Annotated in this window: 19 protein-coding genes and 1 riboswitch; of the genes, 8 read left to right on the top strand and 11 right to left on the bottom strand. The window is 73.4% G+C overall.

The window, feature by feature from the left end:
- Positions 1-223: 223 nt before the first annotated feature.
- The 6 genes from ACFXGI_RS33305 to ACFXGI_RS33280 all read right to left on the bottom strand — a co-directional run bounded on the left by ACFXGI_RS33305 (position 224) and on the right by ACFXGI_RS33280 (position 7,661).
- Positions 224-1,027, bottom strand: a complete 804-nt coding sequence (locus ACFXGI_RS33305) for an ECF transporter S component (RefSeq protein WP_384714947.1) — start codon at positions 1,025-1,027, stop codon at positions 224-226.
- Positions 1,024-3,030, bottom strand: a complete 2,007-nt coding sequence (locus ACFXGI_RS33300; protein ID WP_384714944.1) for an ABC transporter ATP-binding protein — start codon at positions 3,028-3,030, stop codon at positions 1,024-1,026. Before ACFXGI_RS33300 ends, ACFXGI_RS33305 begins: the two co-directional genes overlap by 4 nt.
- Entirely contained in the window at positions 3,027-4,397 is a 1,371-nt protein-coding gene (locus ACFXGI_RS33295; protein ID WP_384714942.1) for an energy-coupling factor transporter transmembrane protein EcfT, read from the bottom strand. The genes ACFXGI_RS33300 and ACFXGI_RS33295 overlap by 4 nt, the downstream gene beginning before the upstream one ends.
- Positions 4,394-5,059 (bottom strand): SCO2322 family protein, encoded by a 666-nt coding sequence (locus tag ACFXGI_RS33290; protein WP_384714939.1) that lies wholly within the window; start codon positions 5,057-5,059, stop codon positions 4,394-4,396. Before ACFXGI_RS33290 ends, ACFXGI_RS33295 begins: the two co-directional genes overlap by 4 nt.
- Positions 5,059-6,309, bottom strand: a complete 1,251-nt coding sequence (locus ACFXGI_RS33285) for a prenyltransferase/squalene oxidase repeat-containing protein (RefSeq protein WP_384714936.1) — start codon at positions 6,307-6,309, stop codon at positions 5,059-5,061. The genes ACFXGI_RS33290 and ACFXGI_RS33285 overlap by 1 nt, the downstream gene beginning before the upstream one ends.
- A gap of 135 nt (positions 6,310-6,444) precedes the next feature.
- Positions 6,445-6,519: riboswitch (cobalamin riboswitch) on the bottom strand.
- 101 nt (positions 6,520-6,620) lie between these two features.
- Complete coding sequence (locus ACFXGI_RS33280; protein ID WP_384714960.1) at positions 6,621-7,661, bottom strand: MBL fold metallo-hydrolase; 1,041 nt, start codon at positions 7,659-7,661, stop codon at positions 6,621-6,623.
- 283 nt (positions 7,662-7,944) lie between these two features.
- Between ACFXGI_RS33280 and ACFXGI_RS33275 the strand changes: the two genes are divergently transcribed.
- From ACFXGI_RS33275 to ACFXGI_RS33265, 3 genes are all read left to right on the top strand, one after another.
- Positions 7,945-9,408, top strand: a complete 1,464-nt coding sequence (locus ACFXGI_RS33275; RefSeq protein ID WP_384714933.1) for an aldehyde dehydrogenase — start codon at positions 7,945-7,947, stop codon at positions 9,406-9,408.
- 5 nt (positions 9,409-9,413) lie between these two features.
- Positions 9,414-9,647 carry a ferredoxin gene (locus tag ACFXGI_RS33270; protein ID WP_054223178.1) on the top strand — a complete coding sequence of 78 codons (234 nt, stop codon included), beginning with the start codon at positions 9,414-9,416 and terminating at the stop codon, positions 9,645-9,647.
- 519 nt (positions 9,648-10,166) lie between these two features.
- Positions 10,167-10,670: a hypothetical protein gene (locus tag ACFXGI_RS33265; protein WP_384714931.1), complete on the top strand. Its 504-nt coding sequence runs from the start codon at positions 10,167-10,169 to the stop codon at positions 10,668-10,670.
- Positions 10,671-11,147: 477 nt separating this feature from the next.
- Here ACFXGI_RS33265 and ACFXGI_RS33260 read toward each other — a convergent pair whose 3' ends face one another.
- Positions 11,148-11,792 carry a TetR family transcriptional regulator gene (locus ACFXGI_RS33260; RefSeq protein ID WP_384714928.1) on the bottom strand — a complete coding sequence of 215 codons (645 nt, stop codon included), beginning with the start codon at positions 11,790-11,792 and terminating at the stop codon, positions 11,148-11,150.
- Between the two features lie 250 nt (positions 11,793-12,042).
- On the opposite strand from ACFXGI_RS33260, the gene ACFXGI_RS33255 reads away from it, so the two are divergent.
- From ACFXGI_RS33255 to ACFXGI_RS33245, 3 genes are read left to right on the top strand one after another with little or no spacing between them, the layout of a single operon-like run.
- Positions 12,043-13,356 (top strand): glycosyltransferase family 4 protein, encoded by a 1,314-nt coding sequence (locus tag ACFXGI_RS33255; RefSeq protein WP_384714924.1) that lies wholly within the window; start codon positions 12,043-12,045, stop codon positions 13,354-13,356.
- A 58-nt stretch (positions 13,357-13,414) separates the two neighbouring features.
- Positions 13,415-14,149 (top strand): class I SAM-dependent methyltransferase, encoded by a 735-nt coding sequence (locus ACFXGI_RS33250; RefSeq protein ID WP_053693378.1) that lies wholly within the window; start codon positions 13,415-13,417, stop codon positions 14,147-14,149.
- Positions 14,146-15,228 carry a prenyltransferase gene (locus tag ACFXGI_RS33245; RefSeq protein ID WP_384714921.1) on the top strand — a complete coding sequence of 361 codons (1,083 nt, stop codon included), beginning with the start codon at positions 14,146-14,148 and terminating at the stop codon, positions 15,226-15,228. Before ACFXGI_RS33250 ends, ACFXGI_RS33245 begins: the two co-directional genes overlap by 4 nt.
- Positions 15,229-15,291: 63 nt before the next feature.
- Here ACFXGI_RS33245 and ACFXGI_RS33240 read toward each other — a convergent pair whose 3' ends face one another.
- The gene (locus tag ACFXGI_RS33240; protein WP_063755638.1) at positions 15,292-15,594 is read right to left on the bottom strand and encodes a hypothetical protein; all 303 of its coding nucleotides are present in this window, start codon (positions 15,592-15,594) and stop codon (positions 15,292-15,294) included.
- Positions 15,595-15,920: 326 nt separating this feature from the next.
- Between ACFXGI_RS33240 and ACFXGI_RS33235 the strand changes: the two genes are divergently transcribed.
- Together ACFXGI_RS33235 and ACFXGI_RS33230 are read left to right on the top strand one after the other, a co-directional pair.
- A complete protein-coding gene (locus ACFXGI_RS33235) occupies positions 15,921-16,412 on the top strand; it encodes a hypothetical protein (protein ID WP_384714956.1) in 492 nt (163 codons plus the stop codon).
- Between the two features lie 77 nt (positions 16,413-16,489).
- Complete coding sequence (locus ACFXGI_RS33230) at positions 16,490-16,867, top strand: hypothetical protein (protein WP_384714917.1); 378 nt, start codon at positions 16,490-16,492, stop codon at positions 16,865-16,867.
- Between the two features lie 67 nt (positions 16,868-16,934).
- On the opposite strand, the gene ACFXGI_RS33225 is transcribed toward ACFXGI_RS33230, so the two are convergent.
- The 3 genes from ACFXGI_RS33225 to ACFXGI_RS33215 all read right to left on the bottom strand — a co-directional run bounded on the left by ACFXGI_RS33225 (position 16,935) and on the right by ACFXGI_RS33215 (position 21,672).
- Positions 16,935-19,673 (bottom strand): PKD domain-containing protein, encoded by a 2,739-nt coding sequence (locus tag ACFXGI_RS33225; RefSeq protein WP_384714914.1) that lies wholly within the window; start codon positions 19,671-19,673, stop codon positions 16,935-16,937.
- A gap of 74 nt (positions 19,674-19,747) precedes the next feature.
- Complete coding sequence (locus tag ACFXGI_RS33220; RefSeq protein ID WP_384714911.1) at positions 19,748-20,758, bottom strand: LLM class F420-dependent oxidoreductase; 1,011 nt, start codon at positions 20,756-20,758, stop codon at positions 19,748-19,750.
- A gap of 104 nt (positions 20,759-20,862) precedes the next feature.
- On the bottom strand, positions 20,863-21,672 hold the full coding sequence (locus tag ACFXGI_RS33215; protein ID WP_384714908.1) for a hypothetical protein: 810 nt from the start codon (positions 21,670-21,672) through the stop codon (positions 20,863-20,865).
- Between the last annotated feature and the right edge of the window lie 65 nt (positions 21,673-21,737).

The following is a 21,737-nucleotide window of genomic DNA, read 5'->3' as shown; positions in this document are numbered from 1 at the left end:
TTAGACAGGCCGGCGGGGTGCTGGCAACGAGTGCTGTTACTAGCGGGCTTCGCAGCGCCCAGCCCGCGATCAGGGCTCCGGGCCGTGGGGGAGCGGGGTCCGCGGACCACTAGAGCGGGTCGTATGTGACGTGGGTCCTATGGGGTGAGTCACCGGCAGGGGGCCCGAATGTCACGGTCTGTGGCGGTTCGCTACACGAAAAGGGCTGTGCGCCAGGCCACTTTCAACGCGAACCGAAGGCAACCGGCACCTCGAACGCCGCTTTCCGCACCGCCCGCCGCAGCGCCTTCAGCAGCGTGCCGCCGATCGCGAAGGTCAGTACGACGGTCAGCACGGCCCGGCCCAGGTCCCAGCCCAGCGACGTCGCCACGCAGTACGCGGCGAAACGCGCCAGATTCGCGGGGACCGGATCCCCGGGGTGGAACGAGATGCCCTGGCCCATGCCCTGCAGGAGCACCCAGCCCTGCAAGTTCATGATCGTGCCGTACGCGAACGAGCCGGCGAACCCGTACGCCGCCAGCATCAGCAGCTCCGCCCGGCCCCGGAGCCTCTGGGCACCGGGCAGCAGCCCGGCGCCCATCGAGAACCAGCCCATGGCCAGCATCTGGAACGGCATCCACGGCCCGACCCCGCCCGTGAGCAGGGCGGAGGCGAACATCGTGACCGAGCCGAGGACGAAGCCGAAACCCGGGCCGAGGACGCGGCCGCTGAGCACCATCAGGAAGAACATCGGCTCCAGGCCGGCCGTGCCGGCGCCCAGCGGCCGCAGGGCCGCCCCGACCGCGGCGAGCACGCCGAGCATCGCCACGGCCTTCGCGTCCATGCCCTGGTCCGCGATGGTCGCGACGACCACGGCGACGAGGAGGGGGAGCAGCCCGGCGAAGAGCCAGGGGGCGTCCTGGGAGTGGGCCAGGCCGGACTGGCGGTCGGCGAGGAGTGGCCAGCCGAAGGCCGCGATGCCGATGAGGGTGACGAGGAGCAGCGCGGCGGCGGCGCGGGGGCCGATGCGCAGGGGGCGGGCGCTCATGGCGTTTCCTCGGCTCGGGGTGTGGCCTCGCCTTGCGGGGCGGCCTCCGCTTGCGGGGCGGCCTGGGCCCGGGGCTCGGCCTGGGCCCGGGGTGCCGCTTCGGTCAGGGCCTCCGCGACCTGGGTCACCGTGAGCCAGTGGGCCGGGGCCAGGATCTTGGCCACCTGCGGTGCGAAGGCCGGGGACGATACGACGACCTCGGCGGTCGGGCCGTCCGCGACGATCTCGCCGCCGGCCAGGATCACGACCCGGTGGGCCAGCTCGGCGGCGAGCTCCACGTCGTGGGTGGCGAGGACGATCGCGTGCCCGTCGGCGGCCAGCGCCCGCAGGATCTCGATCAGACGGGCCTTGGCCGCGTAGTCCAGACCGCGGGTCGGCTCGTCGAGCAGGAGCAGGGCGGGCCGGCCGGTGAGTACGAGCGCCAGGGCCAGGGCCAGGCGCTGCCCCTCGGAGAGGTCCCGGGGATGGGTGTCGTCGGGGACGCCGGGGAGCAGGGAGGAGACGAGGTCCCGGCAGGTGCCGGGCGCTGCGCCGGCGTCGGAGTCGGCGGCGGAGCACTCGGCGGCCACGGTGTCGGCGTAGAGGAGGTCGCGGGGCTCCTGGGGGACGAGGCCGACGCGGCGGACCATCTCCTGCGGTGCGGTGCGGTGGGGGGTGCGGCCGCCGACGGTCACGGTGCCGGTGGTGGGGGCGAGCGTGCCGATGAGCGTGGCGAGGAGGGTGGACTTGCCGGCGCCGTTGCGGCCCATGAGGGCGATGGTCTCGCCGGCCGCGACGGAGAGGTCGATGCCGTGGAGGACTTCGGCGCGGCCGCGGCGGAGGGAGAGGGCGGCGATCCGGGCCACCGGCTCCGCCGGGGTGCCGGTGCCGGTGCCCGCGGCGGGGCCGGAGCCGGGGGTGGGCTCGCTCCGGCGGAGCAGGCGGGCCAGGAGGCCGGGGCGGGGTACGGGGCCGCTGCGCGGGGCCTTCTCCCCACCCCGCCCCTTCCCGGAACCGGGGGCTCCGCCCCCGGACCCCGTCTCCCCGGCGGCCTCCGGCGCCGCGGCGGGCGAGGGCGCCGGTCGGGCGGTGGTGGGCGTCACGTGGGCCGGGGTGGCGGCGGACGCCGGGGAACCCGGCCGGGTCGCGGCGGGCGCGGGCGCGGGCGTCAGGTGGGCCGGGGTGGCGGCAGGGGCCGGGGGCGGGGTCGTGGGGAGGCGGGTCAGGAGGGGCGGGGCGTGGCGGCGGGCGTCGCGGATCGAGAGGGGGAGGGGGTACCAGCCCGCCAGGCGGCCCAGGGCCACCACCGGGGGGTGGACGGGGGAGACGGCCATGATCTCGGACGGGCTGCCGAGGAGGGGGGCCGCGCCCGGGGACGGGAGGAGGAGGACCCGGTCCGCGTACTGGACCACCCGCTCCAGGCGGTGTTCCGCCAGCAGGACCGTCGTGCCCAGGTCGTGCACCAGCCGCTGAAGGACCGCGAGCACCTCCTCGGCGGCGGCCGGGTCCAGGGCCGAGGTGGGCTCGTCCAGGACCAGGACCTTCGGGTGCGGGGTCAGGACCGAGCCGATCGCGACCCGCTGCTGCTGGCCCCCGGACAGGGTGGCGATGGGGCGGTCGCGCAGTTCGTTCAGGCCGAGCAGGTCCAGGGCCTCCTCGACGCGGCGGCGCATGACGGCCGGGGCCAGGCCGAGCGATTCCATGCCGTACGCCAGCTCGTCCTCGACCACGTCCGTCACGAAATGGGCGAGCGGGTCCTGACCGACCGTGCCCACCACGTCGGCGAGCTCGCGCGGCTTGTGCGTACGGGTGTCGCGGCCGTCGACCGTGACGCGGCCCCGCAGCGTGCCCCCGGTGAAGTGCGGGACCAGGCCGCAGACGGCACCGAGGAGGGTGGACTTGCCGACGCCCGACGGGCCCACGAGGAGCGTGAGCTCGCCCTCCGGGATCACCAGATCCACATCACGGAGGGAGGGCTGCGCCGCGCCGTCGTACGTGACCGACACCTGCTCGAAGCGGATCACTGCGACGACTCCTTCGGAGGTACGGGGGCGACGAACGCCGGGAGCAGGCCGATCAGGATCGCCGCCGCCGGCCACAGGGGCAGGGCCGGGGCGACCAGCGGGACGACGCCCGGCTGGAGGGCGGCCGGGTCGAGCGACCCGGCGCGGATCAGGGCGGCGGCGACCGCCGCACCCGACCCGGCGACCACCCACGCGCGCCACCCCCACCGATCGGGCCGGTAGCGGGTCCGGATGCTGCGCCGCCCGCCGAGGCGCAGGCCGGCGAGTGCCAGGCCGAGCCCGATCGCGAGGACCGGCAGACCGTACGCGGCGCCCTCGGCGGCGAGCAGCCCGTACGTGCCGGCGCACATGCCGAGCAGCCCGCCCAGGGTGAGGACGTTGGTGGTGTGCCGGACGGCGGGCGGGACCTGCGCGGTGCGGCCGTAGCCGCGCGCGTCCATCGAGGCGGCGACGGCGACGGAGCGCTCCAGCGCGCCCTCCAGGACGGGCAGGCCGATCTGGAGGATCGCCTTGACGCCGCCGGTGGGGCGCCCGCGCAGGCGGCGGGCGGTTCGCAGGCGGGCGACGTCGGCGACCATGTTCGGCGCGAAGGTCATGGCGACGACGACGGCGACCCCGGCCTCGTAGAGGGCGGCCGGGAGGGACTTCAGCAGCCGCGCCGGGTTGGCGAGGGCGTTGGCCGCGCCGACGCAGACGAGGAGGGTGGCCAGCTTGGCGCCGTCGTAGAAGGCGAAGACGAGCTGCTCGGCGCTGACGCGCCCGCCGAGGCGGATCCCCTGGGCCGCCCAGGCGGGCAGCGGCACCTCGGGGAGGGCGAACAGGACGTGCGCGCCGGGGATCGGGGAGCCGAGCAGCACGGAGAAGAGGAGCCGGAGTCCGATGACGAAGAGGCCGAGCCTCAGGAACGCGCCGTAGGAACGGGCCCAGGGGGCCGCGGTCCGGCGGGCGGCCACGACGTAGCCGGCCACGCCGGCGATCAGGCCGAGGAGCAGCGGATTGGTGGTGCGCGAGGCGGCGGTGGCGAGGCCGAGCGCCCAGAGCCACCACGCCCCCGCGTGCAGGGCGTTGCCCCGACGGGCCCGCGGAGCCGCCAGCCGGTGCACCCGGCTCGTCCTGTACGTCGGCCCCGGCCCGGGACCACCCGCCCCGGCCGGCCCGGGCCCGGGCCGTGTCACGCCTTCGTCCGCGGGCCGGCGGGGGCGGACCGTACCCGCACCGCCCGCCGTGGCCCGCCGAAGGCCGCCGTACCCAGCGGCGCCGCCGGCGCGGGTGGCCATTCCGGCCCCGTGCACACCGGCCGCCGCCGCGTCCGTCGGCTCCGCCGGGCGGGGGGACTCGGGTGAGCCGGGGGCGGTGGGGGGTGTCATCGGCGGCGGCGGGACTGCCAGACCGCGGCCGCCGCCAGGGCGGCCACCGCCGCCAGGCCGGCCAGCAGGGAGGTCGACGGGCCGCCGTCCGCGGGCTCGGCCTGCGCCGACGGCTTCGGCGTCGCATCCGCCCGCGGCTTTTCCTCCGCGTCCGCGATCGGTTCGCCGCAGCCCTGCTTCGGGTAGCCCGAGACCGCGCACAGCAGCGCGGCGCTGTTGTAGCGGAGCGGCTTGGCGGCCTGCGCCAGGGCCTCGGCCGCCGTGGCGTCCGGGGCGACCTGGGCGCAGGCCGTGCGCGGGGCGTCCTGCGGCGGGGCGTCGCCCGCCGGGGCGTCCGCCGGCACGCCGAAGTCCACGACCACCGCGATCCGCTTGCGGCCCTCCACGGCCGGAGTGGCCGCGCAGACCGCCGCGAAATCGGCCGCGGCGCGCGGCTTCGCCGCCTCGGCCGCTGCGTCCTGGCTCACCGAGAAGCGGAAGCCCAGGGCCGAGCCGTCCGCCGGCCGGGCCGTCGAGGGGCCCTGCGTGGCGTAGTGCCACTGGCCTCCCGAGCCCTCCCAGAACGACCAGTAGCGGTAGCCCGCCGCCAGGGCCGGGGAGGATGCCAGGAGGGTGAGGAGGATGCCGAACGCGAGGACCAGCGGGGTCGGGCTGCGGCGCATCAGAGCTGGTTCTTCTTCCGGCGGCCGCTCAGCAGGACGCCGATGCCCATGCCGGCCGCCAGGCCCGCGCCCACGATCCACCAGACGTTCGAGTCGTTGCCCTCGTCCTTCGCGTCCGACGTGTTCGACCTGGGCTGCGCCGTCGCGGAGGTCTGCGGGGCCGGGCCCGTCGCGTTCAGGGCCGTCACCAGGTCGGTGCCGCCGAACGACTTCGGGTCCGTGCCCGTCGCATGCGCGGCCAGGACCAGGGTGCCGAGGGCCGCCGGGCTGTCCTTGGCCCACTCCGCCGAGTTCGTCTTCAGCCACTCCAGCGCGCCCGCCGCCGACTGCTTGTGTCCGGCCGCGGCCAGGGCGATCACCGCGTCGGCGGTGTTGCCGGTGTCCGCGGTCGGCTGGTCGGCGCCCGGGGTGACGGCCGTGAGGTGGCCGTCCTTCTTCAGCGTCTCGGCCAGGTAGCCGGCCGCGCCCTGCGCCGCGGCCGCCGGGTCGGCGGCGCCCGCCGGGCAGGCCAGTGCGGCCGCGGGGGTGTCCGTGGACTGGGGGGAGACGACCGAGCCCTGGCCCAGGCCGGCCAGGACGGCGGCGGCCGTGGCGTCGGCGTCGGCCGGGAGCTTGCCGTCCGGCGCCGGCTGGTACCCGAAGGCACCCCGGTCGGCGGCCGGCTCGGCGGCGCAGCCCAGCTGGAAGGCGAGCAGGCCCTCGTACGCGGACTTGCCGGCCTTCGACTTCACCTCGGCCGGCTTCTCGCCCGCCACCGCCAGCGCGCTGATGACGATGGACGTGGAGTTGCCCTCGCTCGGGGTGCCGGGGACGAAGGCCCAGCCGCCGTCCTCGTTCTGGACGGACTTCAGCCAGTCCACGGCCTTCTTGACGGCCGCGTCCCGGCCGCCCGTCGCCTTCAGCGCCTGCACGGCCACCGCGGTGGCGTTCGTGTCGAACATCGTCTTGTCGTCGCAGGCGGTGGCCGCGTCCGCGCGGAAGGAGGCGAAGCCGCCGTTCGCGCACTGCTGCCCGGCGAGCCAGTCGACGGCCTCCTTGGCCGGCTTCACACCGACCGTGTTCTGGGCCAGCAGCGCGAAGGACTGCCGCCACACGCCGTCGTACGTCGGGTCCTTCTTGCCGTAGAGGCCGGAGGGGATCACCGGGGCCGGCGGGGTGGAGGGGGAGGGTGCGGCGAGGGCTGCGGGGGCGGCGCCCACGCAGAGCACGGCGGAGGCGGCGAGCGCGGCGGCGCTGCGGCGGACGTTCATGGGGGCGGGTGCCTCTCGTGCTGGGGAGCAGGAGAGCAGGCCCGCACAGGGCACCGGGCTCCGGCTCCGTTTACCTCGACGGTGCCGGCCGCCGGGGACTCCGGCGGCGCGAGCCGCGCACCTCGCGTACGGGGCGGTCCGGCTCCCCGCCCGGCAGGGGCCTGGGCGGGTCACGGTTGCGGGTCAGCGCCGGAATCGCACCGGCTTCCCCTCGTACGGAAGGGTGGACGACGGGTTCACTGTACCGGCCCGTAGCAGTCCGGAAGGGTGGCGTCCGCCCGTAGCGCCCCTTACCGCGGGGCCCGTCGCCGTCACAGTGCGCGGTAGGTGACCGGGTCGCTGCCCGGGACCGCCTCCGCCCGGCCCTGCTTCACCAGCCGCCGCAGGTGGGCTTCCGCTTCCGAGACGGCGATGCTGCGGGAGCCGTACGGGATCTGCTCCCAGGGCCGGTTCCACTCCATGCGCTCCGCCAGCTCCCACGGGGTCAGCGGCTCGGCCAGCAGCTTCCGCAGGCCGGTCAGCCGCTCCTCGTGGTGGTGCAGCAGTTCGCGTACCCGGGCCGGGGCGTCGGTGAAGGCGTGCTGGTGTGCCGGGAGGACCTCGGCCGGGTCGAGGCGGCCGATGCGTTCGAGGGAGTCGAGGTAGTCGCCGAGGGGATCGGTGGCCAGCTCGGACGACGGGTCCTCGTAGAGGCCGATGTGCGGGGAGATTCCGGGCAGCAGGTGGTCCCCGGAGAAGAGGCGGCCGTTGCCGGGGAGGTTCGCCGGATGCCGCTCCTCCAGGTGCAGGCAGACATGGCCGGGGGTGTGCCCCGGGGTCCAGATGGCGCGCAGGCGGCGTCCGGCGAGGGGGAGCAGCTCGCCGGGGACGATCTCCCGGTCGGGGACCGCGGCCCGCAGGCCGGGCAGGGTGCGCGGGCGGCCGCTCGCGCGGGCGGCCCTCAGGGGGGCGATGTGCTCCTCGGGGGCTCCGGCGGCGGCCAGCTTCTCGCTCATGTAGTCGAACCAGGTGCCGGGCTCGGCGGAGCGGGTCCGTACGACGACCGCGGTGTCGGCGGCGTGCATGGCGATCCACGCCCCGGAGGCCTCGCGGACCCGGCCGGACAGGCCGTGGTGGTCGGGGTGGTGGTGGGTGATGACCACGCCGTGGACGTCGGCGATCGCGATGCCGAGCGCGCCCAGGCCGGCGACGAGGGTGTCCCAGGACTCCGGGTCGTCCCAGCCGGTGTCGACGAGGACCGGGCCGCGGTCGGTGTCGAGGACGTGGACGAGCGTGTGGCCCAGCGGGTTGTCGGGGATCGGGACCTTGATGCCGCGGACACCGCCGCCGTGGTCGGTGACGTGGGGCGTGATGGGGGGCGCGGCCGCGGCAGCGGGGGGCGTGGCCTGCGGCGTCGTGTCCTGAGGCGTGTCCTGAGGCATGAGGGCTCCCTGTCTGCGCCCGGCCGCGTCTGCGCCGCCCGGCTCACTCTTACAAGAACGTGTTCCAGTAGTAGCCCAAGTCGACCATCTGCGGGCGGTTCTGACTAGCCGCAACCCCTTGTTGGATCTTCCGGGCTGTTCCGTCCAGGCCGTGGACTCCTCGAACTAGAACTGGTATCAGTTCTGGAACGCCAAGCCGCAGGAGGCAGCAGCCATGACCGAGCTCGTGGAACACGGACACCTGTTCATCGGCGGGGAGTGGACGGATCCGCTGGGCACCGACACGATCGAGATCGTCTCCCCCCACACCGAGCAGGTCATCGGCAGCGTCCCGCACGCCTCCCGCGCGGACGTGGACCGCGCCGTCGCGGTCGCGCGCAAGGCCTTCGACGAGGGGCCCTGGCCCCGGATGTCCCTGGACGAGCGGATCGCCGTCGTCACCCGGATCAAGGACGCGATCGCCGTCCGGCACGAGGAGATCGCCCGGTCGATCAGCTCGCAGAACGGGTCCCCGTACTCCTGGAGCGTCCTCGCACAGGCACTCGGCCCGATGATGGTCTACGACGCAGCGATCCAGGTCGCGCGCGCCTACCCGTACGAGGAGCACCGCCAAGGCGTGCTCGGGCCGATCCTGGTGCGCCGGGAGCCGGTGGGCGTGGTCGCGGCCGTCATCCCATGGAACGTGCCGCAGTTCGTGGCCGCCGCGAAACTGGCGCCCGCACTGCTGACGGGGTCGACGGTGATCCTGAAGCCGTCCCCCGAGTCGCCGCTGGACTCGTACATCCTCGCCGACATCGCGCGCGAGGCCGGGCTGCCGGAGGGGGTGCTGTCGATCCTGCCCGCCGACCGGGAGGTCAGCGAGTACCTGGTCGGCCACCCCGGTGTCGACAAGGTGGCCTTCACCGGCTCGGTCGCGGCCGGCCGGCGCGTGATGGAGGTCGCCGCCCGCAACCTGACGCGGGTCACGCTCGAACTCGGCGGCAAGTCCGCCGCCGTGATCCTGCCGGACGCCGACCTGGAGTCGACCATCGCGGGCATCGTCCCGGCGGCCTGGATGAACAACGGGCAGGCCTGCGTGGCCCAGACCCGGGTGCTCGCGCCGCGCAGCCGGTACGAGGAGGTCGCGGAGGCGCTCGCGGCCGCGGCCGGCGCGCTGGTGGTCGGCGACCCGCTGGACCCGGCGACGCAGCTCGGGCCGCTGGTGGCCAGGCGGCAGCAGCAGCGGTCGCTGGACTACATCCGGATCGGGCAGGAGGAGGGCGCGAAGGTCCTGGCGGGTGGCGGCCGCCCGGCGGGGCTGGAGCGGGGCTGGTACGTGGAACCGACGCTCTTCGGGGACGTGGACAACTCGATGCGGATCGCCCGCGAGGAGATCTTCGGGCCGGTCGTCTGTCTGATCCCGTACGCGGACGAGGCGGAGGCGGTACGGGTCGCCAACGACTCGGAGTTCGGTCTGAGCGGCAGCGTCTGGACGGGGGACGTCGAGCACGGCATCGACTTCGCCCGGCAGGTGCGGACGGGCACCTTCAACGTGAACACCTTCAGCCTGGACATGCTGGGGCCGTTCGGCGGCTACAAGAACAGCGGTGTGGGGCGGGAGTTCGGGCCCGAGGGGCTGAGCGAGTACCTGGAGCACAAGATGATCCACCTGCCGGCGGGCTACGCGGCGGGTGCGTGAGCGCCGTGGGTGACCGCTGGGTGGTGGAGGTGGACCGGGGGGTCTGCATCGGCTCGGGGATGTGCGTGAACCACGCGCCGGAGGGCTTCGCGCTGGACTCGGCGCGCCAGTCGCATCCGCGGGATCCGGAGACGGACGCGAACGAACCGATCCTGACGGCGGCGGAGGGCTGCCCGGTGGAGGCCATCCTGATCACGCTGGCCGGGAGCGGGGAGGCGGTGTTTCCGCCGGAGGAGTAGGGGGCGGGACGGGGCGGGGGCTTCGGGGGGCGGGGTCCTGGTGGGGCGGGGTCGGTGGTGTGTCCGGGGGCGTCCCGGCAGTCTGTTGTCCTTCCGTGTCGGGTCGGTCCGTCAAGGGCGCTCACTTCGTTCGCGTCGCTCCGCGATGTCGCTGCGCTCCACCCTTGACCGACCGCCCCGCCCCGGAAAGACAACAGACTGCCGGGAAGCCCCCGAAGGATGGCCGGGGGTTTACCGGGCAGGAACGGGCCCTCAGCGATGCCGATCGGCGCCTCCTGCCCATCAGCACACCCAGAGGGCGTCATCAGCAGCCATCCGCACCTCGGTGGGCCCCAACCTGCACCGGATGGCGATGAGATGACCATCCCCCACCGGTTCGCGACGGATCGCTACGCGCTTCTCCCGGCATGGCGTCCGACGACCGTCCGGGGCTGATCGCACACCGTGCGGCGCCCGGTCGACAGGGGCGGGGCGGGGGAGGAGCATGGAGAGGGGAGGTGTGAAGGGGAAGGCGAAACCATGAACGGACCCAGCCGGCCGGCTCTCGTCGGAGTCCTCATCGTTTCCATGGCCGGACTCTTCCCGGCAGCTCATGCCGTGGCGGCCTCGCCAACCCTGGTCACCGCCGCCTGCACGGCCGCGGCCGGCCCGTCGAACACCGTGACGCTCACGGTCTCCGGGTTCAGCGGTGACATGCGGGTGACGGAGACGGGCAGCAACGTCTCGAAGATCATCCACAAGGGCACGCCGACCATCTCGATGCTGCCGCCTGGCAACTACGTCGTCGAGTGGTCCAACGCGCCGACCCCCGCTGAGAGTCAGCGCACCACATGCGTCGGCGACAGCACGACGACGAACCAAGGCGAGAACCAATACAGCACGGGCTTCCAGCAAGGACTCAAGGAAACACTTGCGACCTGCCAGAAGAACGCGCCGAAGCAGCTCGCACCGGATCCGAACTGGCAGGCCGGTTACGACAAGGGCGCCGCGACCGCACTCAACAGCAAGCGCTGCACCGGCTGATGAGCCTTCGCCGCCTTTTGACCAGCCCCGGACGGTCGTCGGACGCCATGCCGGGAGAAGCGCGTAGCGATCCGTCGCGAACCGGTGGGGGATGGTCATCCCATCGTCATCCGGTGCAGGTTGGGGCCCACCGAGGTGCGGAATGACTGCTCACGGCGACCGCTGGTCGTGCTGATGGGCAGGAGGCGCCGGTCGGCATCGCTGAGGGCCCGTCCCTGGACATGAACCTCCCGGCCATTCCTTCGGGGGTTTCCCGGCAGTCTTATGGCATTCCGGGGCGGGGCGGTCGGTCAAGGGTGGCCGAAGGCCATCGCGGAGCGACGCGACCGCAGGGAGCGCCCTTGACGGACCGACCGGACACGGAAGGACAGTGGACTGACGGGACGCCCCCGGACACACCACCGACCCCGAGCACACAAGTCCCGCCCGCCCCCGAAGCCCTCGCCCCGCCGCCCGACCCCCTCCAGGCTGTACCTTTCAGGCCGAATCCGAAGACCCCGCCCCCGCCCCAGGCGCCGTCAGCGTGATCAGACGGCAGACCATTTCGATGTCGATCTTGACCTGGGCGATCGAGGCGCGGCCCGAGAGCCAGGTGATCAGTGCCGAGTGCCAGGTGTGCTCGATCACCCGGACCGCCGAGAGCTGCTCCGCCGTCGGCGGGGCCTCCAGGCCCATCGCGTCCAGGATGATCGCCGTGGTCAGCCGGGACACCGTGTCCACCTCGGCGCTCACACTGCGGTCCGCGAACGTCAGTGCGCGGACCATCGCGTCGGCGAGGTGCGGTTCCCGCTGCAGCGCCCGGAAGGCGCGCATCAGGGTCTCCGCGACCCGGGCGGCCGGGTCCTCGCCCGCCGGGGGGCGTTTGCGGAGTGTCGTGTGCATGTGCTGCAGCTGGTCCTGCATGGTGGCGACGAGCAGGTGCACCTTCGACGGGAAGTACCGGTACAGCGTGCCCAGTGCGACTCCGGCCGCCTCGGCGACCTCCCGCATCTGGACGGCGTCGAAGCCGCCCCGGCTTGCCAGCTGCGCGCTGGCGTGCAGGATCCGGCGGCGGCGCGCCTCCTGGCGCTCCGTCAGGGGAGGGGACGCCGTCATGGCGACGGCTTTCGCATCCGCTGTCATCTGTCCCGTTCCATGGCGTTCCGTGTCGTTGCGGTGCTGACTTCCGGCCTGTTCGCGTCGTGTATCGACAGGTGATCTGCAGCCAGCATGTCAGGCGTCGAAGCCGTGGCGTGAATCACCTGCTCCGCCTCTTACGGTGTGGTTTCCGGCCGGTAGATTCAATGGTCTTCGACGGATCAAGTCTGAAACTTGTTCTACATTATGCGAGCGGTTACGCTCCGGCGAAAGTGCAGGGAGAAGGGGGCCGAGAGTGACCGCTGAGGCCATGGTGACAAGCCCTTTCGCGGGTTCCGCCACCGACGGCGACCGCCCGTTGCGCATCGCACTCCTCACCTATAAGGGGAACCCGTTCTGCGGCGGCCAGGGCGTCTACGTCCGGCACCTCTCGCGGGAGCTCGTGAAGCTCGGCCACAGCGTCGAGGTCATCGGCGCGCAGCCGTACCCGGTCCTCGACACCGGCGCCACGCTCACCGAGCTGCCGAGCCTGGACCTGTACCGGCACCCCGACCCGTTCCGTACGCCGAAGCGCGACGAGTACCGGGACTGGATCGACGCGCTCGAGGTCGCCACCATGTGGACCGGCGGATTCCCCGAGCCGCTGACCTTCTCGCTGCGGGCCCGGCGCCATCTCGCCGCCCGCGCGGGCGAGTTCGACGTCATCCACGACAACCAGACGCTCGGCTACGGCCTGCTCGCCGACCTCGGCGCCCCGCTCGTCACCACCATCCACCACCCCATCACCGTGGACCGGCAGCTGGACCTGGACGCCGCGCAGGACCGCAAGAAGCGGCTCTCCGTCCGCCGCTGGTACGGCTTCACGCGCATGCAGGGGCGCGTCGCCCGCCGGCTGCCCTCCGTGCTGACCGTCTCCGGCTCCTCCAAGCAGGAGATCGCCGAGCACCTGGGCGTGCGCGACGAGCGCATCCACGTCGTCCACATCGGCGCCGACACCGACCTGTGGTCGCCCGACGCGTCCGTCGCCGAGGTGCCCGGACGGATCGTCACCACCTCCAGCGCCGACGTCCCGCTCAAGGGCCTCGTCCATCTCGTCGAGGCACTCGCGAAGCTGCGCACCGAGCAGCCCGACGCCCATCTCGTCGTCGTCGGCAAGCGGGCCGAGAAGGGCCCCGTCGCCCGCGCGATCGAGACGTACGGGCTCCAGGACGCGGTCCGCTTCGTCAAGGGCATCACCGACGCCGAGCTCGTCGACCTGGTGCGCAGCGCGCAGATCGCCTGCGTGCCTTCGCTGTACGAGGGCTTCTCGCTGCCCGCCGCCGAGGCCATGGCCACCGGTACCCCGCTGGTCGCCACCACCGGCGGTGCGATCCCCGAGGTCGCGGGCCCGGACGGCGAGACCTGTCTCGCGGTGCCGCCCGGCGACGCGGGTGCGCTGGCCGCCGCCCTGGGCCGGCTGCTGGGCGACGCGCAGCTGCGGGCCCGCCTCGGCGCGGCCGGACGCGAGCGGGTGCTGTCCCGGTTCACGTGGGCCAGAGCCGCCGAGGGCACCGCCGTGCTCTACCGTGCCGCCGTCGAGCAGGCAGCCCGCAGCCGCCGCGCGCGGTGACCTTCCGTCTTCTCCACACCACCCCCGTACACCCCCGCGACCGCGAAGGCAGGACCCCGTGCTGACCGTCGATTTCTCCCGGTTCCCGCTCGCCGCAGGCGACCGTGTGCTCGATCTGGGCTGCGGCGCCGGCCGGCACGCCTTCGAGTGCTACCGGCGCGGCGCCCAGGTGGTCGCAGTCGACCGCAACGGCGAGGAGATCCGCGAGGTCGCCAAGTGGTTCGCCGCCATGAAGGAGGCCGGTGAGGCCCCGGCCGGCGCCACCGCCACCGCGATGGAGGGCGACGCGCTGGCCCTGCCCTTCCCGGACGAGTCCTTCGATGTCGTCATCATCTCCGAGGTGATGGAGCACATCCCCGACGACAAGGGCGTGCTCGCCGAGATGGTCCGCGTCCTGAAGCCCGGCGGCCGCATCGCCATCACCGTCCCGCGCTACGGCCCGGAGAAGATCTGCTGGGCGCTGAGCGACGCGTACCACGAGGTCGAGGGCGGCCACATCCGCATCTACAAGGCCGACGAACTGCTCGGGAAGATGGAGGCCGCCGGCCTCAAGCCGTACGGCACCCACCACGCCCACGGGCTGCACTCCCCGTACTGGTGGCTCAAGTGCGCGTTCGGCGTCGACAACGACCAGGCGCTGCCGGTGAAGGCGTACCACAAGCTCCTGGTCTGGGACATCATGAAGAAGCCGCTGGCCACGCGGCTCGCGGAGCAGGCGCTCAACCCGGTCATCGGCAAGAGCTTCGTGGCGTACGCGACGAAGCCGCACCTTCCCGTCGGCGCAGCGAAGTGAGCTCGCCCGGGCGCACCGAACGCCTGGTCCTGGACGGCGTACTGACGGCCGAGGAGGCCGCCGGGACGGTGGCCGGCATCCTCGCCGCGCAGCGATCCGACGGGGCCATCCCGTGGTTCCGCGGCCACCACCTGGACCCGTGGGACCACACCGAGGCCGCGATGGCCCTGGACGTGGCGGGCGAGCACGAGGCCGCGGAGCGGGCGTACGACTGGCTCGCCCGGCACCAGAACGCCGACGGCTCCTGGTACGCGGCGTACGCGGACCGGCCGGACGGAGTGGACACCGCCGCGCCGCAGGACGCGAGCCGGGAGAGCAACTTCGTCGCGTACATAGCCGTCGGCGTCTGGCACCACTACCTGGCCACCGGCGACGACCCGTTCCTGGACCGCATGTGGCCGGTCGTCCACTCGGCGACCGAGTTCGTGCTGGCGCTGCAGCAGCCGGGCGGGGAGATCGGCTGGAAGCGGGAGGCCGACGGCAGCGCCGTCACGGACGCGCTGCTCACCGGCTCCTCCTCGATCCACCAGGCGCTGCGCTGCGCGCTGGCGATCGCCGAGCACCGCGAGGAGCCGCAGCCGGACTGGGAGCTGGCGGCGGGGGCCCTCGGGCACGCGATCCGGCGCCACCCCGAGCGGTTCCTGGACAAGTCCCGGTACTCGATGGACTGGTACTACCCGGTGCTGGGCGGCGCCCTCTGCGGCGCGCAGGCGAAGGCGCGGATCGAGGAGCGCTGGGACGAGTTCGTGGTCCCCGGGCTCGGTGTGCGCTGCGTCCTGCCGAACCCGTGGGTGACGGGCGGGGAGTCCTGCGAGCTCGCGCTGGCCCTGTGGGCGACGGGTGAGTCGGACCGGGCGCTGGAGATCCTGCGCTCGATCACGCACCTGCGCGCGGACAACGGCATGTACTGGACGGGCTACGTCTTCGAGGACAAGGCGGTGTGGCCGGTCGAGCAGACGACCTGGACGGCCGGGTCGCTGCTGCTCGCCGTGGCCGCGCTGGGCGGGGACGAGGCCACCGGGGCGGTGTTCGGGGGGCTGGAGCTGCCGTCCGGACTGGAGCCCGACTGCTGCCGGTAGGGCGGCGGGCACGGCGGGGGCAGGCCGCCGCGGACGGGGGCCTGCCCGTGGGGGAGCGCGCGGTCAGCGGCGGTAGAGCCGGCCCGCGACGAGGTGGCCGATGACGAGGTAGGCCACGGCCGCCACGCCGTAGCCGACCACGACCTGGACCCACTCCCGGTCGAAGGTGAACAGGTCGTAGGACCATCCGGCCAGCCAGGTGGCGGCGTCGTGGACGAACTCCACGAGGCCGTTGCCCCGGTTGGCGTCGAGGAAGTAGAGAAGGACCCACAAGCCGATCGTAAAGGCCATGACGTCCGCCACCGCGGCGACGACCCGGCCGGCTTGAACGCCTCCTCGGGCGTGTACTCCGGTGTGTGTGCGCATGCAGCGCGTCTTGCCCCGTCCGGGTGAAGCAAACCCGAACGGGTCAGCCAAGTGGCGCAGCGCCGGGGCCCGGGTGACGCTGCGGGAGACACCTCACTCCCCGGAGGTCCACCGTGTCGAAACCCAGCGAGTCCATACCCACCAGCACCCGGTTCCGCCGCGCCGTCACGGCCCTGCTCGTGTCCGGCGCGCTGCTCGCGGGCGCCACCGCCTGCGGCGGCGGCTCCGCCAGTGGATCCGGAGGCGGTGAGCCCGCGCGCGCGGACATCGCGCTGTCCTTGGCGGCGCAGCAGCAGGTCGCCGACGAGGCGCTCGCCGTGCAGGCGCTGACCGCGCAGGCGGCCGCCTGGCAGGAGACCGCCGACGAGGCGGCCGCAGCCTCCCCCGCGCCCAGCACCCCCGCGGAGAAGCAGAAGTTCGCGAAGACGCGGTTCGTCGCCAACGCGGGGCTCGCGGCCGGGGCCACCTACCAGTGGATCATCAAGCCGTACCGTGCGGGCAAGTTCAAGAAGGGCGCCAAGGGCCGTACGTTCGCCCTCGTCAAGGCGGGCCTCGCGGGCGCCTTCGCGTACAACCGGCTGAAGGCGGCCGCGGACAACGCCAAGGGCGACCCGTTGCTGTCGAAGGCGGTGGCCCCGCTGACGGCGGGCATCGCGTCCCTCAAGGGGCTGGGTTCCAAGCTGCGCAAGGGCGATGCGACCGACTCCGACCTGAGCTCCCTCCAGGACGTCATCACCGGCGTCAAGGGTGCGGGCGCGGGCGCCGGCGCCACGGTGACCGACAAGGTCCCGAGCCTGTCCCAGTTGAGCGGCGGATAGGCCTGCGGCCCCTCGTGCTCCGCGGGCCGGCCGGGCAGCGTCGCCCGGCCGGCCCGTCGGCCTGCTTCAATGGACAAATGATCGATTTTCTGCGGCGCAAGCGGCGCGAACGCCTCGCCGCCGGGACCTCCGACGGGATCCCGTGCATGGTGCGGCATCCGGCCGGCGCGGGCCGCTGGCGGATGGGCCGGGTGTTCACCGGCCCGGACGCGGTCCGCTGGGACCCCCGGCGCGGTGAGCCCGTACCGCTGCCCGACGGCCGGGCCACCGGGGTGCGGGCGCCGTCGGTGAAGGAGGGCATCTCCATCAACCCCGGCTCGCGGATCGTGTCCTGCACGTATGGGAGCGCCGAGGCCGGCGGGACCATCGAGATCGCCGTCATGCCGCTGGACCTTCGTGAACTCCTGGAAGCGGTCCCCCAGGCAGGCCCGGACGCGGACGCCCCCTCGCCCTGACACGCCGGGAGCCCCGGTCGCCGCGGTTGCGCGGTGGCCGGGGCTCCGGTGTGCTGCGGGCGGGGGGTCAGCCCTGGGTGAAGTAGCCGAACAGGTCGGTGATCACGTGGTTGGCGCCGCCCCAGCTGTTGGCGATGGTGACGCGGCCGCCGTCGCCCACCGGGGTGGTGACGTGGTTGGGGATGGTCTCACCGGGACGGGTGTTGAGGCTGCTGGCCTCGGGACGGGCGCTGCCGTACCCGTACACGGTGAGGAAGCCGGGGCCGGTGGTGTCGGTCGCGGTGACGTTCAGGGCCGCGCCGATCGCACCCGCCGGGATCCCGGTGACGGTGGTGGTCGCGCCGGGCGCGAGCTTTCCGGTGGCGCGGGTGTCGGCGAGGCGCTGCGGCACGGCGGGGGTGAACAGGCCCTTGCCGTCCTTCGCGTAGTAGCCGACCGCGTCGAGGACGAGGTGGGTGGAGCCGCTGTTGGTGTAGAGGGTGATCGTGCCGTCCGGGCCGACGGGGACGATGGCCTGGTTCGACTTGTCCTTGCCGGGTTCCAGGTTGAGGTTCGAGGTGGCCGGGCGCTTGTCCGCCTCCGGGTAGGCGATGACGTGCGCGTTCTCGGTGGAGCCCGTACCGGTCAGGTTGAAGGCGACGGCCGTGGCGTCGGCGGGGATGCCGTTCACGCCCGCGACCTTCACCGTGCGGGTCTGTCCGCCGCCCAGGGCGCCGCCCGCGGTGCGGGTGTCGGCGACGCGGGTCGGGGCGAGCGGGGTGAAGCGCTGCCCGGTGTTCGGCTGGTAGTGGCCGACGTAGTCCACGATGAGCGCGGCCTTGCCGGAGTTGAGCTGCGCGGAGATCATGCCGTCGGCGCCTACGGGCACGGTGACGGTGTTGGAGGAGGTGCCGCCCGCCTTGACGTTGACGTTCGAGGTGACCGGGCGGGGCTGGCCCGAGGGCCAGACGCTGAGGTGGGTGTCCTCGGTGGCACCGGTGACGGTCACGTTCAGGACCACGGCGGACGCGCCGGCCGTGTGGTGCGGGCCGGAGCTGTAGTAGTGGACGGGAACGTCGATCGGGGTGGCGGTGCCGCCCTGGACGGGGGAGCCGGTCGTACGGGTGTCCAGGACGCGGGCCGGGCGGACGGCGACGTAGCCGGCCGGGGTGTAGGTGACCTGCACGGTCCGCTCGGCGCTGGAGGTGGCGCCCTCGACGTCCGTGAGGGTCACGGTCACCTTGTACGTGCCGGGCTGCTTGTAGGCGTGCTGGACCGGGTTCGCGTTGCCGGCGGTGTCCTTCGCGCCGTCGCCGTAGTCCACGTCCATCCGCGCGATCGGCCACGGGGCCGCGGCGCTCTGCGGGTCGACCTGGACGGACAGCGGCTTCACCAGCTGGTTCGGGTCGTTCTCGCTCGGCAGGTACGGCTGCGCGGTGAAGGCCGTGGCCAGAGGCGTGGCAGGGGTCACCTTGATCGGCTGCTGGCGGTAGGCCTCCTTGCCCGCGGCGGTGATCGCCTTCACGCTGACCGTGCACGCGCAGGGGGACTGGTAGACGTGCTCGGTGGTGGCCGACTTGGTGACGACCGGAGCCGTCCCGTCACCGAAGTCGTAGCGGTACGTGAGCGTTCCGGGCCAGTTGTTGTCCGCCGCGGCCTTCACCTGGACGGTGGTGCCGACCGGGGCCCAGTTCTGCGCGATCTCCAGCTGGACGTCGCGCACGATGTCCTGCTGCTCGTGGGCGCCGCGGTCGATGAAGCCGCCGTCCTTGCCCGTGTTGGGCGCGAGCGGGTTGTCCACCACCGGGTACCCGTTGTAGTCGGTGGGCAGGACGCCGGGCGCGGCCGAGTCGCCGGAGTCGACGTTGGGGGAGCGGTCCCACGGGCCGACGTCCCAGGTGTTCGCGGTCAGGATGTCGTGCGCGCCCTGGCCGGTCGCGGCCCGGAGCGCCTCCGGAGTGGTGTGGACGGCCTCGGCCCACCTGTAGGGGACCACCCCGTCCGCCGGGAAGCCGGCCAGCAGGTTGTGGTCGGCGCGGGTGCCGGTCGTGGAGTCCTGTCCCACCAGGATGCCGCTGCGCGGGCCGGGGTTGACGCAGGACTTGGGGCCGCTGGTGTTGATCAGGTTGTTGAACGCCCCGGAACCGGTGGAACCGCTGCGGAAGGAGATGGCCGCGTCGCAGCTGAGGTAGAGGGTGTTGTTGGTGACGATGGTGCCCGGACCCCAGACCGCGTCGACCGCGGCCGTGATGCCGCCGCGGATCTGGTTGCGGCCCAGCACGGTGCCCCGGGAGCCGCCCTCGATCCGGACGGGGGAGAGCAGGTTGCTCCTGGTCAGGCGCACGTCGACGCTTTCCGCGCCGATGACGACGGGTTCGGTCTGCGAGGCGACGGTGATCCGGTCCAGCTCGATGTCGGTGGAACCGCTGACCTGGACCCCTCCGGTGGAGGCCAGCCCGCGCACCACCACGTGGGAGGCGCCATGAACCTTGAGGCCCTTGACCCGGATGGGGCCGCCGGTGTTCGGCCGCATGACGATGGAGATGGGCTTGCCCGGCTCCCCGGAGCGGTCGACGGTGACGGTCTCGTCGTACGACTTGTACGCGAGGACCTGCACGGTCTGGCCGGGCTGTGCGGCCTTGGCGCCCGCCGAGATCGTGCAGAACGGAGCGTCCTCGGATCCGGGTCCGGTATCGGAGCACCTGGGCGCGGAGGCGGAGTTGTTCACGTACAGCGTGGACGGGTTGTCGGCCGCGGCGGCGGCCGGGATCCCGAGCAGGGTGACGAGGCCTGTGGTCAGCAGGACGGTCGTACGAGTGGGGCGCACCAGGGGGTTCTTTCCGGCAGGAGACGAATTGCGACGATCATCATCTACTTTCGGTCAGTCTCTGTCACATGCGATTACTTGTTGAGCTCCGCCAGGACCCTCAGCGTGTGCGGGTCCGGGGCCGTCACGAGCAGGTCGGTGACCGGGCCCTTGCGCCACAGGTCGAGGCGTTCGGCGATGCGCTCGCGCGGGCCGATGAGCGAGATCTCGTCGGCGAAGGCGTCCGGGACGGCGAGGACCGCCTCCTCCCTGCGCCCGGCGAGGAACAGCTCCTGGATGCGGCGGGCCTCCTCCTCGTAGCCCATCCTGGCCATCAGGTCGGCGTGGAAGTTGCGGGCCGCGTGTCCCATCCCGCCGATGTAGAAGCCGAGCATCGCCTTGACCGGGAGCAGGCCCTCGGCGACGTCGTCGCAGACCTTCGCCCGGGCCATCGGCGCGATCATGAACCCCTCGGGGAGGTCGGCCAGCGAGGCCCGGTAGACGTCGGTGCGGGTCGGCGACCAGTAGAGGGGGAGCCAGCCGTCCGCGATGCGGGTGGTCTGGGCGATGTTCTTCGGGCCCTCGGCGCCGAGCAGGACCGGCAGGTCCGCGCGCAGCGGGTGGGTGATGGGCCTCAGCGGTTTGCCGATGCCGGTGCCGTCCTCCCCGCGGTACGGGTGTTGGTGGAAGCGGCCGTCGAGGGCGACGGGCCCTTCGCGGCGCAGCACCTGGCGGATGATGTCGACGTACTCGCGGGTGGCGGTGAGGGGGCTCGCGGGGAAGGGGCGCCCGTACCAGCCCTCGACCACCTGGGGGCCGGACAGGCCGAGGCCCAGCATCATCCGGCCGCCGGAGAGGTGGTCCAGGGTCAGGGCGTGCATGGCGGTGGCGGTGGGGGTGCGGGCGGCCATCTGGGCGATGGCGGTGCCGAGGCGGATCCGCGAGGTGTGCGCGGCGATCCAGGTGAGCGGGGTGAAGGCGTCCGAGCCCCAGGCCTCGGCGGTCCACACCGAGTCGTAGCCGAGGTTCTCGGCCTCGGCGGCGAGGTCGAGGTGGGTCCGGTCGGGGCCGCGGCCCCAGTAGCCGAGTGCGAGTCCGAGGCGCATGTACGTTCCCTCCAGCCATATCTGACGATGCGTCAGGTGACTGTAGGGCAACGGCCCCCCGCCCGGAAGGGCGGGGGGCCGTCGGCCGTGCGCAGGGGGCGGCGTCAGCCGCGCTGGATGCCCGAGGTGTCGTTCAGGACGCCGCGGCGGCCGTCCTGGGTCTGGGCGATCAGCGTGGCCGGGCCGCGCTGGTCCACGGCCAGGTACCAGGTGCCCGGCGCGAGCTCGGCGATCGGGGTGGGGGAGCCGTCCTCCGGGAAGAGGGGGCGGGCCACCGGGACCGCGAACCAGAACGGCGTGAAGTCCGCCGCCGGGGCGGGCGCCGGGTCCTGCGGACCCGGAGTCGGGTTCGGCTGCGGGGTGCCGCCGTACGGCGGGACCGGCTGCGGGGTGGACCCGTACGGCTGGCCCTGCTGGGCGCCCGGGTAGCCGTACCCGGTGCCGGGCTGGGGCTGGGCCCCGTACGGCGCGGCGGCGACGGGCTTCGGCTCGGGCACCAGACCGCCGGCGAGCGCGGGGACCTTCGCGCCCGCGACGGCCACGCCCGCAAGCGCGAGGGTGGCGAGGAAGGCGATGATGCAGCCCGCGCCGAGGTCGGCGCCGCTCGGGCTGGTGATCAGGGACCAGAGGGAGGACCAGGCGGCGGCGACCGCGAGCACCGTCCCCCACGCGGCCAGCGGCAGGCCCGCGAGCTTGCGGGTCTCCGGCTGGAAGCGGGCGGCGATGAGCAGACCGGCCGCGATGAAGCCGAGCAGGAAGATGGTGGGAAGCGCCAGACGGTATACGTCGGTGTCCCACACGCTCGGCAGGTCGAGGCCGGTCGCGGAGTAGAAGTCGAGGAACGAGGCGATGAACAGCAGCGCCGCTGCTCCGATCACCACGCCGTCGCCTCGAGTGAGGGAGCGGATGTTCACGTCTTAGGTGTCCTTCTCGGTCTCGGTCGTCTCGTGGTGCCGCGGTCGCGCACGTGCAGGAGCGG

Origin of the sequence: Streptomyces sp. NPDC059355 (assembly GCF_042752335.1) — a bacterium.
Taxonomy (GTDB): domain Bacteria; phylum Actinomycetota; class Actinomycetes; order Streptomycetales; family Streptomycetaceae; genus Streptomyces.
The sequence above is the reverse complement of the archived record's forward strand: the minus strand, read 5'-3'. Positions and strand labels throughout refer to the sequence as shown.